Below are 15,182 nucleotides of genomic sequence, written 5' to 3'. Positions count from 1 at the left end.
TTGATGATAAAAAACTCAATTCTGATCGCCATATTGAGAGTATTGAAAGAACTTTATACCCAATGAAATTACATATCGAGCATTTCACTTTGCCAAAATTTCGTCTTCATTCTATGGCTCTGGCCGCGCTCGCTGTATGTTCCGGCAGCGCATTTGCAATACAACCGTTCACAGTAAAAGATATTCGCGTTGAAGGTTTGCAAAGAACAGAAGCAGGTACGGTATTCAGCTATCTGCCAGTCAAAGTCGGTGAAGTGTTTGATGACGCAAAAAGTACGACTGCAATCAAATCTTTGTATGCGACAGGTTTTTTTAAAGATATTCAGATTGAAGAGCAAGACGGCGTATTGGTGGTGTTGCTTGATGAACGTCCGACTATTGCTGGCGTTGAATTTACCGGCACAAAAGAATTCGAAAAAGATGCGCTGGTAAAAGCACTGAAAGATATCGGTATCGGAGAAACACGGATTTTCGATAAAGCAACGGTTGACCGTGCTGAACAGGAACTGAAGCGTCAGTATTTGTCAAAAGGCTTATACGGTATGCAGATCACGACCACGATTACGCCGATAGAGCGTAATCGCGTCAAAATCACGTTTGCAGTGGAAGAAGGTGAAGTTGCCAGGATTGCGCAAATTAAAATCATTGGCAATAAAGCTTTTTCAGACAGCGAGTTAAGAGACCTGATGGCTTTGAATACGCCGACATGGTTCTCCTGGTACACCAAAGCAGACCAATATTCCAAACAGAAATTATCCGGCGATATAGAAACCCTGCGTTCCTTCTATCAGAATCGCGGTTATCTGGAGATGCAGATACTCTCTACGCAGATCTCGATTACTCCGGATAAAAAAGATATCTACATCACGATCAATCTTACTGAAGGTGATAAATACACGATTTCCAACATCAAGCTCGAAGGCGATATGTTTGGCCGTGAGGAGGAACTTGCTTCGCTGATGTTGCTGAAAAAAGGGGATATTTACAGCGCAGCCCGCCTGACGGAAAGTACCAAACGTATTTCTGAGCGTATGGGTAACTTTGGTTATGCGTTTGCAAACGTGACTGCGAATCCAATTCTGGATAAGGAAAAGAAAGAAGTCGCCTTCACCGTTTTTGTTGATGGCGGTAAACGTGTCTATGTCCGTCGTATTAACCTCGCGGGTAATACCCGGACACGTGACGAAGTTATCCGCCGCGAATTCCGTCAGTTTGAAAGTTCCTGGTACGATGGCGAAAAAATTAAAGCGTCGCGTGACCGCGTTGAACGCCTCGGTTATTTCGGTGACGTTAAACTGGAAACGCCTGAGGTGGCGACCAGTGCCGATCAGGTGGATGTCAATTTATCTGTGACTGAAAAACCAACCGGCAATCTGACATTCGGTGCAGGCTACTCCAGTGCAGAAAAACTGACCTTATCGGGCGCCATTCAGCAGGCTAACGTTTTTGGTAGTGGTGACACGATAGGTCTGGAAATCAACACCAGCCGCCAATATCGTACCGTCGCCGTTTCCCATCTGGATCCATACTTTACCGATGATGGTATCAGCCGCAGCGTGGACGCCTATTTGAGAACAACAAATCCGCTGATTGGCAGTACTTATTACTACAAAATTCAGACGACGGGCGGCAATTTACGCTTCGGTGTGCCGTTCTCTGAAGTTGATACCGTCTTTTTCGGTATGGGCTTTGAGCGGACGAACGTTGAAACAGATGCGACCAGTCCGCTCCCGTACAAAAAATATGTTGCCAGCTACAGTAACGGTACTAAAGACCAGACAGCGCCGGACTACGGTGTAGGCACTGCGACGACGAACTCATTTCCGCTGACGATTGCGTGGCAACGCGATAGCCGTGACAGTGTACTGACACCGACTATCGGTCGTTATCAGCGTGCGAACCTTGAGATTGCGGCTGTCGGTAATTTTAAATATTACCGCGCTATTTATAACGCCCAGTATTTCAAACCAATTTATCGCTCGGTCACGCTCGCATTGAATGGCGAATTTGACTATGGTCACGGTCTGGGCGGTAACCCATACCCTGTCTTTAAAAACTTCTATGCCGGTGGTATTGGTTCTGTGCGTGGCTATGAGCCTTCATCTTTAGGAACTAAAGATTACAATGGCAATTCGACTGGTGGTGCCAGCCGTGTGCTGGGTAATGTAGAATTACAGATTCCGTTCCCTGGTGCAGATAAATCCCTGCGCTGGTTTACATTCCTCGATGGCGGTCAGGTATTTGACGAAGGTCAAAAAATGCGTACGAGTGATTTGCGCTTCGGCGCTGGTATAGGTATAAGCTGGATCTCTCCGGTAGGGCCTTTGAAACTGAGTTTCGGTCGTGCTTTGAATGCGAAACCGGATGATAAGAAACAAGCCTTCCAGTTCCAGATGGGTACAGGTTTCTAATTTAGATTTGCCATAAGTTCGTGTTACGGAGATTATTTTGAGTCAACATATTACCCCGTCCAAATTGTTCCAACGCTTGATGATTTGTGCGGCTTGTGTCGTCGGCGTTGCTCAAGCTCATGCACAGGATTCCAGAGTCGCTATTTTTGATTCGCAGCGAGTGATACGTGAATCTGCACCGGCTAAAGCCGCAGAAGCTAAGATAGAGCAAGAGTTTTCCAAGCGCGGCAAGGATCTGCAGGATCTGGCGACGAAAATTAAAGCAATGGCGGACAGACTGGATAAAGACTCTGCAGTGTTATCAGAGTCCGAAAGAATCAAACGTCAACGTGAGCTGACCGACCTGGATCAGGACTTCAAACGTAAGCAACGTATTTTCAACGAAGATCTGAATCAGCGTAAGAATGAAGAAATTGCCTCTTTAGTTGATCGTGCCTACAAAGTCGTTAAGCAAATTGCTGAAACCGAAAAATACGACATCGTTTTGCAAGACGCTGTTTTTTATAATCCCCGCGTTGACATAACCGATAAGGTTCTCAAAGCGCTCGCTAAATAAGTTATGACCACTACGAGCACTCGGCTGGGGGAATTGGTCGATCGCTTCGGTGGTCAATTAATTGGTTCTCCTGATATCGTTGTGGTTGGCATCGCCCCTCTGAGTGATGCCAATCATACCCACATCACGTTTCTCTCTAATTCCAAATTAAGACAGCAAGCTGCAGCTACGCAGGCAGCAGCATTGATCGTGACTGAAGCAGATCATGCGCAGATTGCGGCAGAATACAAGGGTGCGTGTATTATCACCGCGAACCCGTATGTTTATTTTGCCCGTACTGCGCAGTATTTTGCCTCTTTAACTGCCGTTCATCCTGCGGTCGGGGTTCACCCTACGGCCTGGGTCAGTCCACATGCAGTTATTTCAACTACCGCCAGTATCGGTCCGCATGTCAGCATAGAAGCTGAGGCAATTATTGGTGACGCTGTTGTGATTGAAGCCGGTACCAGTGTAGGTCGTGGCGTCACGATCGGTGATGGTTCCTTAATTCATGCCAATGTCAGTATTTATGATTATTGCGTGATAGGTCAGCGCGCAATTATTCATTCCGGTGCGGTGATCGGTGCAGATGGTTTTGGTTTTGCGAATGAGCGTGGTGCCTGGATCAAAATTCCACAAACCGGTCGGGTATTGATTGGTGATGACGTCGAAATCGGTGCCAACACCAGTATTGATCGTGGCGCACTGGCTGACACCGTCATAGAAAATGGCGTCAAACTCGATAATCAGATTCAAATCGGCCACAACTGCCATATCGGCGAACATACTGCAATGGCTGGTTGCGTCGGCGTTGCCGGCAGTGCAAAAATTGGCAAACATTGCACCTTTGGAGGTGCAGCCATGGTGCTGGGACATTTAACGATTGTCGATAACGTCCATATTTCTTCCGGCAGCATGGTATCACGCTCAATACTGGAGCCAGGTCAATATACTGGTTTCTACCCATTGGCAAAGAATGCAGACTGGGAAAAAACAGCGGCGATTGTCCGCAATCTTTCCGGTATGCGCGAAAAAATTCGCCAGCTTGAAAAAACAATTAAAACATTGACTGAGAAATCATCATGAACACACTGAACATTAACGAAATCAAAGAATATCTGCCGCATCGCTATCCAATGTTATTGGTCGATCGCGTATTGGATTGGGAACTGGGCAAGAGCATTACTGCGATCAAAAATGTGACGGCGAATGAGGAATTTTTCAACGGTCACTTCCCGAATAAGCCAGTCATGCCTGGCGTTCTGATGATAGAAGCCCTTGCGCAAACGGCGGCGATACTGTCATTTCTGACGATGGGTCAGAAGCCGGATGAAAAAACCATTGTGTATTTTCTTGGTATTGACGGCGCCCGTTTTAAACGTCCTGTTGAACCAGGTGATCAGTTGAAGATGGAAGTTGAAATCCTCAAAGTAGCACGCGGCATCTGGAAATATAAGGCCAAAGGTACGGTTGATGGTCAGCTCGCACTCGAAGGCGAACTGATGTGCACGATGCGTACGACTGACGATGCAACGGAGAAATAATGTCTATCCATCCAACGGCGCTGATTGATCCCAAGGCACACCTTGACAGCACGGTTGAGGTTGGTCCGTACGTGATTATCGGTCCGCATGTCAGTATAGGTGCGGGTACAAAAATCGCTGCACACGTTGTGATTGATGGACATACGACGATAGGCAAAGATAATCACTTTCACTCGTTTTCCTCTATCGGTGGCCCACCGCAAGACAAGAAATATGGAGGCGAAGTCACTTATCTTGAGATCGGTGACCGTAATCTGATTCGTGAATTCTGCACATTCAATTGCGGAACAGTGCAGGACAGGGGAATTACCAGGGTGGGCAGTGATAACTGGTTCTTGGCCTACGTGCATATCGCGCACGATTGCACTGTCGGCAATCACACCATTTTCTCGAACAACGCTGCGCTCGCAGGTCACGTTGAAGTTGGTGACTGGGTCATCATGAGCGGATTCTCTGCTGTTCATCAGTTCTGCAAAATCGGGCCGCACGCATTCGTTGGTATGAATACCAGTCTGACGCAGGATGTACCGCCGTTTGTTTTAATATCCGGCAATCCGGCACAGGCGCATGGCGTCAATCTCGAAGGACTGAAGCGACGCGGTTTCAGCCGCGATCAGCTCAATGCGATCCGTCAGTCATACAAGCTGATTTATAAATCCGGTCTGACGCTGGAAGAGGCGAAAGCAGCGCTGGATGAACAGATATCAGCTCTTGATGCTGATGCAGCAGCACAGGTAAAACTGATGCGAGATTTCCTCGATGCGTCAACACGCGGCATCGTGCGTTAAGGAACACTCGTGTCACTCTCAGTATCATCACGTCCTATCATCTCTATGGTCGCGGGGGAAACCTCCGGCGACATGCTTGCTGCCCGCTTATTATCTGGCTTACGCCCGCGCTTGCCTGATTCACTGATGCATGGAATCGGTGGGCCGCGCATGGCAGAGCAGGGTTTTGTCAACGACTGGCCTATGGATAAACTGGCGGTACGCGGTTTATTTGAGGTGCTGATGCACTACCGTGAAATCAGCAGTATCCGTAAAAATCTGAAGCAACAGTTACTGGTGGAAAAACCGGATGTGTTCATCGGTGTGGATGCGCCCGACTTTAATCTGGATCTGGAAATTGATCTGAAGCGGACCGGTATCCCGACTATCCATTACATCAGCCCGTCAATCTGGGCCTGGCGTGGCGGGCGTATCAAGAAAATCGCCGAAGCGGTATCTCACATGCTGGTGATTTTCCCGTTTGAAGAACAGATTTACCGCGAGGCCGGTATTCCTGTGACTTATGTCGGGCACCCGCTGGCACAGGTCATTCCTATGGAAATCGACACTGCGGCTGCACGTGAAGAGCTTGGTCTGGATCCGCGATTTAAGGTCGTCGCCATTCTGCCGGGTAGCCGTGTTTCCGAAATTAAATACAACACCGAAGCATTTATCGGTGCGGCAAAAATACTGATACAACGCGATCCGAATCTGCAGATCGTAGTGCCGATGGCGGGTAATAAACAGCGTAGTTACTACATCAAGCTGGTAGTCGCCGCGCGCCTTGAAGGTGTGCCGGTTCTGTTAATTGATGGTCGCTCGCATACGGCGATTGCAGCAGCGGATGCGGTACTGGTCGCCTCAGGCACAGCGTCTTTGGAAGTCGCCTTATTCAAGAAGCCGATGGTGATCGCCTATAAAATGATGGAAGCATCTTGGCAGATACTGAAACACATGGGCTATCAGCCCTGGGTTGGTTTGCCGAATATACTGGAAAAAGAATTTGTGGTTCCTGAGTTTCTGCAATCTGCTGCCACGCCGGAAGCGATGGCAGATGCGATCTGGCAGCAACTCAATGACGACAACATGCAAAAGAATCTGAAAGACAGATTCACCGCGATGCATCACAGCTTATTGCGCGATACCGCCAATATCTCGGCGCAAGCAGTGTTAGATGTGATCGCACGTAGCTGAAAGCTGCATATCTGTCGTCGATATCGCCTGATCAGGCATTTACCTTAAACTGTTAATTATGTACGTCGATTCTCATTGCCATATCAATTTTCCTGAACTCGCTGAGCGTATGCCGGAAATCATGCAAAAAATGGCGGATAACGGCGTCACCCATGCGCTCTGTGTGTCTGTGGATTTGCCCGATTTCCCGCAAGTGCTGGCCTTAGCGGAGCAATATCCGCATATTTACGCATCGGTTGGCGTGCATCCTGATTATGAAGATACGCCGGAGCCGAGCGCAGAGCAGTTGGTCGAACTGGCGCAACACCCACGCATCATCGCCATCGGAGAAACCGGGCTGGATTATTTCCGTCTGAAAGGTGACCTCGAATGGCAGCGCGAACGCTTTCGTCAGCACATCCGCGCGTCGCGACTGAGCCGCAAGCCTTTGATTATTCATACCAGAGCCGCCGCAGAAGACACGATTCGTATTCTGCGCGAAGAGGGTGCAGGAACTGCAGATGGTGGCGTCGCCGGCGTGATGCATTGCTTCACCGAATCGCTGGAAGTCGCATTGGCGGCGATAGAAATGGGATTTTATATTTCTTTCTCCGGTATTCTGACTTTTAAAAGTGCAAAGGATTTACAAGCGGTCGCCAAAGCCTTGCCACTGGAACGCATACTCATAGAAACCGATTCGCCTTATCTGGCGCCTGTGCCACATCGCGGCAAAATGAACGAGCCAGGTTTTGTGCGGCATGTAGGTGAATTTCTGGCTGATATCAAAGGCGTTTCCGTCACAGAAGTACAGGAAACCACCACGAAAAATTTCTTCCAGCTGTTTCAGTTCGCTCATTGAGGTTCGTCATGCGCTTAACGCCAGCCGCTTTACTGCTTGCTCTTGCTTGTCTGATGCCGCTCGCGGCTGAAGCTGACGCGTATGCGGATTTTGTTTTTGCTGTGAAATTTAATGATGCGCCTGCTGTGCAGGATTTTTTAAGACGCGGCATGGATACCAATTCAGTAGAAGAATACCGCGGCGAATCGATGCTCATGACCGCACTGCGAAATAACTCCATGCGCGTCGTCGATGTGCTGTTGCAAGCGCCGGATCTGAACATCAATGCCCGCGCAAAAAATGGTGATACAGCGCTGATGGTTGCCAGCTTTCTGGGGAATACTGATGCCGTCAGAAAAATCATTGCCCGTGGCGCCGAGGTCAACCAGCCGGGCTGGACTGCGCTGCATTATGCCGCGGCGAATGGCAGCGTGGAAACCATTGCCGTATTACTCGAACATCACGCCTACATCGATACGGAATCACCGAATAAAACGACGCCACTGATGATGGCAACCCGTTTCGGTAAGCTCGATGCAGTCAAGCTGTTGATAGGCGAGGGGGCTGATCTCACGCTTAAAAATGATCTCGGCATGACCGCGCTCGATTTTGCGAAAGAAAACCAGCATGGCGATCTGATGGCGCTTTTACAGCAATCCCTTGCTGCTCAGAAAAAGTAAAAGTACGTCGCTGATTTTTGTTTCGTATTGTTCTGTTTGCGTTGCAGCATATTGTTTATTAACGAAGCCCTGTGTTAAAGTTCGGACTTCTCAATTCTGGAGTTAATTCTGTGGACAGTGATAGTTGTCGATCCCCAATCGACTTTAAACTGGCAATGTAAGCACAGATGCTCTGCTGCTACCTTGCCATCTGGCGGGTAGTGGTTTTTTCAGCGGTTTTATTCAGTATTTCGCTGCACTTCTACTTACCCAATTCGTTTTTTTTCTGACTCTCGTTGTGGTTGCGTTGTTTCGCTCACCACCGCTGCGGAGTAGAATGTATCCATCTATGGTGCTGGTCTGAAAGTCAGCAACAGGGGAGGTAGTTTGTTGCGCATCACCTTATTTTGTCATTCTTGCCTGGCATCCTCTTTTTTTGCGTATGTCCTGATCTCCGGAGGTACGCATGTTTGAATTATTCCGACTCCGTTCACGCGAAGACGCATTGAATAGCAGCGGTCCGAATCGCTGGGATTGGGCTTTATTGCCGCTGATTCTTGCCCTGTTAAGCATATTTGCGTTTGCAGCAATGCAGATGAGCCGGCCGTTCTCTGTCGGTGAAGCCTTGCAGGTATCGCTTGATCCGTTTTATTTGCCCTATTATCTGCTGCGCACGATCTTGCGCATGTTCACCGCGCTGGCTTTCTCGCTGTTATTCAGTCTGATTTTTGCGGCGATTGCAGTCAAATACATCACCGCCGAAAAGGTCATGATTCCTGCGCTCGATATTCTGCAATCGGTGCCGATTCTGGGTTTTCAGGCGATCGCCATTGCGCCGTTTATTGCGCTCTTTCCCGGCAATTTACTCGGTGTTGAATGCGCGGCGATCTTTGCGATTTTCACCTCGCAGGCATGGAATATGGCGTTCAGCTTGTATCAGTCGATGCGCAATGTACCAGCAGAATTAAAAGAAGCCGCGCACATTTTCAGGCTATCGAGCTGGCAGCGTTTCTGGCGGCTGGAGTTGCCGTTTGCGATGCCCGGCTTGCTGTGGAATATGATGATGTCCATGTCCGGCGGCTGGTTTTTTCTGGTTGCTGCCGAAGCGATTTCTGTCGCCGGGCAGGATATTAAATTACCTGGCATCGGTTCTTACATCGCAGTCGCCATCGAAGCAAAAGATGGCCATGCGATTGCCTGGGCCATCGCAGCCATGCTGAGCGGCATACTGCTGTACGACCAATTGTTTTTCCGCCCCTTGCTGGCGTGGGCAGACAAGTTTCGTTTTGAAGAATCGCAAGGCGATACGGCACAACAATCCTGGCTGCTGGACTGGATGCGCAACAGCCGCTGGGTGCGCACCTGGACTGAGCAATTCTGGTCTTTGATGAGCCATGCGCTGTCGTGGTTCAGCGTCAGCTACGATGGCACATCAACCCGTGCCGCAAAGAAAACGATCAGCCCGCTGTGGTCACGTGTTTTTGATGGTGTGCTGATTGTCGTCACCATGCTGGCGATCTACCGGCTGGTGACGTTCATACACAGTGACGTCGGCTGGAGCGAAGTGGTGCACGTCGCTGGCCTGGGTGTGATCACGCTGATCCGCGTCATGCTGCTGATCGCGCTGGCTTCACTGGTATGGGTGCCGATTGCGGTCTGGATAGGCTTGCGCCCGCAGTATTCGCAAAAAGTGCAGGCAGTGGCGCAGTTTCTGGCGGCGTTCCCGGTCAATCTGATGTTTCCGCTGGTGGTGCTGGCGATGGTAACGCTGCATCTGACGCCGAATATCTGGCTCAGCCCGCTGATGGTTTTCGGTACCCAGTGGTACATTTTGTTTAACGTTGTTGCCGGTGCGGCGACGATACCGAATGAATTGCGTCTGGCGGCAGATAATCTGGGCCTCAAAGGCTGGCTGAAATGGAAGCGCGTTTATCTGCCTGCGATTTTCCCGAGTTACATCACCGGTGCGATCACCGCCAGCGGCGGCTCGTGGAATGCCAGTATCGTTGCGGAATATGTCACCTGGGGTAAAACCACGCTGATTGCCGATGGGCTCGGTAGTTACATCAAACAAATGACCGAAGCAGGGGACTTTCACCGCATCGCCCTCGGTATTGGTGTGATGTGTATTTTTGTGATGCTGCTGAACCGGTTTTTCTGGCGCAAATTGTATTTGCTGGCCGAAGACCATATCCGCTGATCCGCTTAGCACGCATCACTATTTGCACATACTGCTCACACAGCACCTATGCATAAAGACCATGAAACGCAGCGGCAATAAACCAGCGCCGCTGTCAGGAGAATACACATGACACAAGCTTTACTGATCGACCTGCATCAAGTCGCCAAATCCTTTAAAGCCACCGATGGCAAATCACGCCTGATTCTGGATAAGGTTGATTTTCAACTCAAAGAAGGCGAAATCGTCGCCTTGCTTGGCAAATCCGGCTCAGGCAAATCGACACTGCTGCGCATCATGGCGGGCCTGATTCCCGCCGACAAAGGCAAAGTCGCCTATCGTGATAAAGACATTTACGGCCCGGTGGCTGGTATCGCGATGGTGTTTCAATCGTTCGCCTTATTTCCATGGCTAACCGTGCAGCAGAATGTTGAGCTCGGCTTAGAAGCGCAGGGCGTGCCTGCGGCCGAGCGCGAACGTCGTGCCGATGCGGTGTTAGAGCTGATCGGCCTGGCTGGTTTTGGCGGTGCGCTGCCACGCGAACTTTCCGGTGGCATGAAACAACGCGTCGGTATCGCGCGAGCGCTAGTGACAAACCCCGACATCTTGCTGATGGACGAAGCCTTTTCTGCGCTCGATGTGCTGACCGGCGAAACCTTACGCAATGACATGCTGAAACTCTGGCAGGATAAAAAAATCTCCACCAAAGGCATACTCATCGTCTCGCATAACATCGAAGAAGCCGTGATGATGGCGGATCGCATCATCGTCTTGTCCAGCGACCCCGGCACTATCCGTTGCGAAGTCAAGATCGATCTGCCGCGCCCGCGTGATGTGGACGCCGTCGAAGTGCGCGCCCTGATTGATGAAGTCTATGGTCTGATGACGATGCGTCATGCGCACGAAGCCACTGCGGACACATCCAGTGCCCGCCATCTTGGCTATCGCTTGCCGGACACCAATGTCAGTCGCATCGAAGGCGTGCTCGATATGCTGGCTGACGTGCCTTTCAATGGCCGCGCCGATTTGCCGCAACTGGCTGAAGAATCCGAATTATCCGACGAAGAATTGTTCCCGACTTACGAAGCCCTGAGCTTGCTGGGCTTTGCCGTGCTCGACAAAGGCGACATCATTCTGACCCCGATGGGGCAAAAATATTACGAGGCCGAAAAGAATCACAAACAGGAACTCTTCGGCCAGCAACTGCTGACCCACGTGCCGCTGGCCGCCCACATCCGCCGCAACCTCGAAGCCGAAGTCAGCGCCAGTCTGCCCGAGCAGCCACTGCTGGAATTGCTGGAAGAATTCCTCAAAGCCGACGAAGCCAAACGCGTACTGGAAGTCGCCATCGAATGGGGCCGTTACGGCGAAGTCTATGAATACGACTACCACACGGGACGTCTGACTTTACCGGAAGATACGGAGCAGAAACCTTTGTAATGTGGGACTCAATGTACCAGCGTAGGATGCTGGCACATTGAGCGTAGTCGCAGAAGTGCTGAGTGTGAGGTAGCGTACGATGTTGTTTGCTTTGTTGTTTCTTGGGTTGGCATCAACGTTTGAAACCAACAGTCTACTGTTTCTCGCACAGACACTAGGTAATTGCATAGCCGAGCCTGTAAGAATTTCTGTGTGAACCGGGGTCATGAAATAATACCGAAAGGGATTTGCCATGACCGATACGATGACCACGAAAAAACCTCGCAAAAAGAAAGAACCATAAGTTTTGCTTCGCATCGTTGTGTGCGTCAGCAGCAGAGAAACGAGATTATGAAGCACTTCACTCTCACTGTCAACTCCCTTCACGCTTCAGATCCGCTTTTTCTTCTCGGCTTCCGCATTTTGTTGCGCGGGTACCAATCGGATCGCTTGGCCTTGGCTTGTTGACTGCCAGTGACTTCTTGCTTCACTTCACTTTCTTCCCCCGCCTTTCAGCGGGAGCCGAACTATAGCAAAACCTTCCTCAATTCGCAATGAAACTCGCAAATTATTTATAACTTATTGATTCTTAAATTCCGGCGTACGTTTTTCCAGAAATGCTTTCATGCCTTCCTTCTGATCTTCCGTTCCAAAGCTTGAATGAAACAGGCGACGTTCAAAATGTACGCCTTCCGATAACGTTGTTTCGTAAGCGCGATTAACAGACTCCTTAATCATCATAATGATAGGCTGCGACATGCTGGCAATCGTGTTCGCCGCTGACAGCGCTTCTTCCAGCAACATATCTACCGGAACAATGCGCGAGACCAATCCAGCGCGTTCTGCTTCTTCCGCATCCATCATGCGTGCGGTCAGGCACATATCCATCGCCTTCGCTTTCGAAATTGCACGCGGCAAACGCTGAGTACCGCCAGCGCCCGGCAAGGTTCCTAACTTAACTTCGGGCTGGCCAAATTTTGCGTTATCAGCAGCAATGATGAAATCACACATCATCGCCAATTCACAACCACCGCCTAAGGCGTAACCTGCCACGGCAGCAATGACTGGTTTGCGAATCTGGCGAATCGTTTCCCAATTGCGCGTGATGTAATCACCTTTATAAGCATCCATGAACGTGTAGTTCGCCATTGCGGCAATATCTGCACCAGCAGCAAATGCCTTCTGACTTCCGGTAATCACGATACATTGGATCGCATCATTCTGATCAAACGCTTTTAAAGCAACGCCTAATTCATTCATCACCTGATCATTCAGCGCATTCAATGCCTTCGGGCGATTGAGAGTAATCAGTCCAACCTTCTCTTTTGTCTCTACTAATATGCATTCGAATTCCATGGAAGTCTCCTATATAGTGTCAATGGATGTGCCGCTCAGCGCGGCAAGGCTAAATTACTCAAAACAATCCAGCTTATCTATTTGCAGAACAGCCAGATTGTAATCAAAGGAAATCTATGTGGTTATTGCTATTAGAAGCCGGAATGGCGCTCTTTATATTGATCTTTATCGTATGGTGGACCATGTTTTCCGGACGACGCCAGAAAAATAAACCGCGCATTGAAGAACAAACTGACAGTATGAACGACAGCAACTGAGCTTCATCACGTCAATTAATGCAAAGTGCGCGGAATAGAGAGTACAAACTCAGGAATCTCCACTTCAAAACGATGCCCATCCTCGGCCACACAGAAATACGAACCTTTCATACTTCCCTGTGGCGTCGTTAAGGAGCTGCCACTGGTGTATTCAAAACTTTGTCCGGGTTGCAAAAACGGCTGGTGCCCGACCACACCCAATCCTTTTACTTCTTGAGTGTGATTCTTTGCATCCGTAATAATCCAGTGACGTGCAATCACCTGCGCCGCCACCGTCCCGGTATTTTTAATCGTTACGGTGTAAGCAAACACAAAGCTCGCCTGATCCGGATTGGATTGTTCTTGCAAATACTGCGTCGCGACGGACACACTCATCTCGTAGGTAGCCACAGTCTCCTCTTTTCTTTATCAACTGCAATTGAATCTCTATTGTGCCAGAGGATGACAAAGACGACATGGATGGCGCAAGGTAAAATAGCGCATCTTTTCTTTTGCAAGACCTTTGCCATGACAACCTACCGAATTGCTCCCAGTATTTTATCCGCCGACTTTGCCCGACTGGGCGAGGAAGTGCGCAACGTCGTCGCTGCCGGTGCCGATATGATTCACTTTGACGTCATGGATAACCATTACGTACCGAATCTGACCATAGGCCCATTGGTCTGCGAAGCGATACGCCCGCATGTGCAGGTGCCGATTGATGTTCATCTGATGGTCAAGCCCGTTGATCGTATCATTCCCGATTTTGCCAAAGCTGGCGCGAATATCATCAGCTTTCATCCGGAAGGTTCTGAGCACATCGACCGCAGTCTTCAATTAATCCGCGATCATGGCTGCAAAGCCGGTCTGGTGCTGAATCCGGCAACACCTTTGCATGTGTTAGAACATGTCATGGACAAGCTGGATCTGATCTTGCTGATGTCAGTCAACCCAGGCTTCGGCGGTCAATCATTTATTCCGCACACCTTGAAAAAAATTGCCGCTGTACGCAAATTAATTGATGAGTCTGGTCGCGACATCATGCTGCAAGTGGATGGTGGCGTAAAAATAGACAATATCCGCGAGATCGCCGCAGCAGGCGCAGATACGTTTGTTGCCGGTTCAGCGATATTTGGCAAGCCAGATTACAAAGGCGTGATTGACGCCATGCGCACAGAACTCGGAAAAGTCTGACTCCAATCAATCACCGCTTACATTTCAGACTCCCAATATACATGCGGCTTATGGCGCCATTTCCTGCCATGATCCGCATGTTTATTCAGACATTCAACAGGCATCGCCATGTTTAGTAATATCAACGCTGTCATCATTGATCTTGATGGGACCATGCTCGATACCGCACCGGATTTTCTGGTCGCGATCAATCGTATGCGGAATGATTTTTCCCTGACGCCAATCACGCTAGCCATGGTGAAATCTATGGTCGGTAAAGGCTCGGAAAATCTGATCACCCGCGTCCTGAGTCTGGATTTCGATGAAGCGGGAGTGCAACAACATTTTGCGCAAGGGATGGCGTCTTACCAGCGCCATTATCTCGACATCAATGGCGATCACAGCACGTTGTATCCGGAAGTTATTGAAGGTTTACAAGCAATGCAGACGATGGGTCTGCGACTCGCGTGTGTCACAAATAAGCCGCTCGCTTTCGCAATACCACTGATGCAGAAAAAAGGATTGTCTTCCTATTTTGAACTGACTTTTGGTGGCGATTCTTTCCCGCGGAAAAAGCCGGATCCGCAACCCTTGCTTGAAGTTAGCAAACGGTTTGAGATGGCGCCAGCACGTATTCTGGCCATCGGCGACTCCAGTAACGATGCGATTGCAGCACGCGCGGCAGGTTGCCCGGTACTCACAGTGCCCTATGGTTACAACCACGGTGAGGCTGTACAAACAATTCAAAGTGATGGTATAGTCGGCACACTGTTGGAAGCGGCACGACTGCTGGCGACAGAAAATCAACATTAATTCGACATTAATCACTTTCATTCCACTCACGAATGTTTCCCGAAAACAAACGTCCCGAAATAACACCAGGTACCTTTGA

General features: G+C 49.6%; 15 protein-coding genes. 13 read left to right on the top strand and 2 right to left on the bottom strand.

Annotated features, from left to right (window positions below):
* Positions 1-62 precede the first annotated feature (62 nt).
* The 10 genes from bamA (at position 63) to ACPAOP_RS13365 (ending at position 11,546) form a co-directional block, all read left to right on the top strand.
* Entirely contained in the window at positions 63-2,411 is a 2,349-nt protein-coding gene (bamA, locus tag ACPAOP_RS13410; protein ID WP_423679995.1) for an outer membrane protein assembly factor BamA, read from the top strand.
* 79 nt (positions 2,412-2,490) lie between these two features.
* Complete coding sequence (locus tag ACPAOP_RS13405; RefSeq protein WP_423682342.1) at positions 2,491-2,967, top strand: OmpH family outer membrane protein; 477 nt, start codon at positions 2,491-2,493, stop codon at positions 2,965-2,967.
* A gap of 3 nt (positions 2,968-2,970) precedes the next feature.
* Positions 2,971-4,032 (top strand): UDP-3-O-(3-hydroxymyristoyl)glucosamine N-acyltransferase, encoded by a 1,062-nt coding sequence (gene lpxD, locus ACPAOP_RS13400; RefSeq protein WP_423708355.1) that lies wholly within the window; start codon positions 2,971-2,973, stop codon positions 4,030-4,032.
* On the top strand, positions 4,029-4,490 hold the full coding sequence (fabZ, locus tag ACPAOP_RS13395) for a 3-hydroxyacyl-ACP dehydratase FabZ (RefSeq protein WP_186885340.1): 462 nt from the start codon (positions 4,029-4,031) through the stop codon (positions 4,488-4,490). The genes lpxD and fabZ overlap by 4 nt, the downstream gene beginning before the upstream one ends.
* Positions 4,487-5,278, top strand: coding sequence for an acyl-ACP--UDP-N-acetylglucosamine O-acyltransferase (gene lpxA / locus ACPAOP_RS13390; RefSeq protein ID WP_423710024.1), 792 nt, complete (start codon positions 4,487-4,489; stop codon positions 5,276-5,278). The genes fabZ and lpxA overlap by 4 nt, the downstream gene beginning before the upstream one ends.
* A gap of 45 nt (positions 5,279-5,323) precedes the next feature.
* Positions 5,324-6,451: a lipid-A-disaccharide synthase gene (gene lpxB, locus ACPAOP_RS13385; protein ID WP_423710023.1), complete on the top strand. Its 1,128-nt coding sequence runs from the start codon at positions 5,324-5,326 to the stop codon at positions 6,449-6,451.
* A gap of 58 nt (positions 6,452-6,509) precedes the next feature.
* Positions 6,510-7,289 carry a TatD family hydrolase gene (locus ACPAOP_RS13380; protein WP_423679993.1) on the top strand — a complete coding sequence of 260 codons (780 nt, stop codon included), beginning with the start codon at positions 6,510-6,512 and terminating at the stop codon, positions 7,287-7,289.
* An 8-nt stretch (positions 7,290-7,297) separates the two neighbouring features.
* Entirely contained in the window at positions 7,298-7,948 is a 651-nt protein-coding gene (locus ACPAOP_RS13375) for an ankyrin repeat domain-containing protein (protein WP_423708354.1), read from the top strand.
* Positions 7,949-8,393: 445 nt separating this feature from the next.
* A complete protein-coding gene (locus ACPAOP_RS13370; protein WP_423708353.1) occupies positions 8,394-10,127 on the top strand; it encodes an ABC transporter permease in 1,734 nt (577 codons plus the stop codon).
* A 108-nt stretch (positions 10,128-10,235) separates the two neighbouring features.
* The gene (locus tag ACPAOP_RS13365) at positions 10,236-11,546 is read left to right on the top strand and encodes a nitrate/sulfonate/bicarbonate ABC transporter ATP-binding protein (RefSeq protein ID WP_423708352.1); all 1,311 of its coding nucleotides are present in this window, start codon (positions 10,236-10,238) and stop codon (positions 11,544-11,546) included.
* Between the two features lie 558 nt (positions 11,547-12,104).
* On the opposite strand, the gene ACPAOP_RS13360 is transcribed toward ACPAOP_RS13365, so the two are convergent.
* Positions 12,105-12,881: an enoyl-CoA hydratase gene (locus tag ACPAOP_RS13360; RefSeq protein ID WP_423708351.1), complete on the bottom strand. Its 777-nt coding sequence runs from the start codon at positions 12,879-12,881 to the stop codon at positions 12,105-12,107.
* 116 nt (positions 12,882-12,997) lie between these two features.
* Between ACPAOP_RS13360 and ACPAOP_RS13355 the strand changes: the two genes are divergently transcribed.
* Positions 12,998-13,138, top strand: coding sequence for a hypothetical protein (locus ACPAOP_RS13355; protein ID WP_423708350.1), 141 nt, complete (start codon positions 12,998-13,000; stop codon positions 13,136-13,138).
* Positions 13,139-13,153: 15 nt separating this feature from the next.
* On the opposite strand, the gene apaG is transcribed toward ACPAOP_RS13355, so the two are convergent.
* Positions 13,154-13,528, bottom strand: coding sequence for a Co2+/Mg2+ efflux protein ApaG (gene apaG, locus ACPAOP_RS13350; RefSeq protein WP_423708349.1), 375 nt, complete (start codon positions 13,526-13,528; stop codon positions 13,154-13,156).
* Positions 13,529-13,645: 117 nt separating this feature from the next.
* Between apaG and rpe the strand changes: the two genes are divergently transcribed.
* Entirely contained in the window at positions 13,646-14,311 is a 666-nt protein-coding gene (gene rpe / locus ACPAOP_RS13345; protein ID WP_423708348.1) for a ribulose-phosphate 3-epimerase, read from the top strand.
* Between the two features lie 102 nt (positions 14,312-14,413).
* Positions 14,414-15,103 (top strand): phosphoglycolate phosphatase, encoded by a 690-nt coding sequence (locus ACPAOP_RS13340; protein WP_423710022.1) that lies wholly within the window; start codon positions 14,414-14,416, stop codon positions 15,101-15,103.
* The last annotated feature ends 79 nt before the right edge of the window (positions 15,104-15,182 follow it).

This window comes from Undibacterium sp. WLX3042 (assembly GCF_049544825.1).
GTDB lineage: Bacteria > Pseudomonadota > Gammaproteobacteria > Burkholderiales > Burkholderiaceae_D > Undibacterium.
Note: the sequence above shows the minus strand (reverse complement) of the source record. Positions and strands in the feature narration are given on the sequence as shown.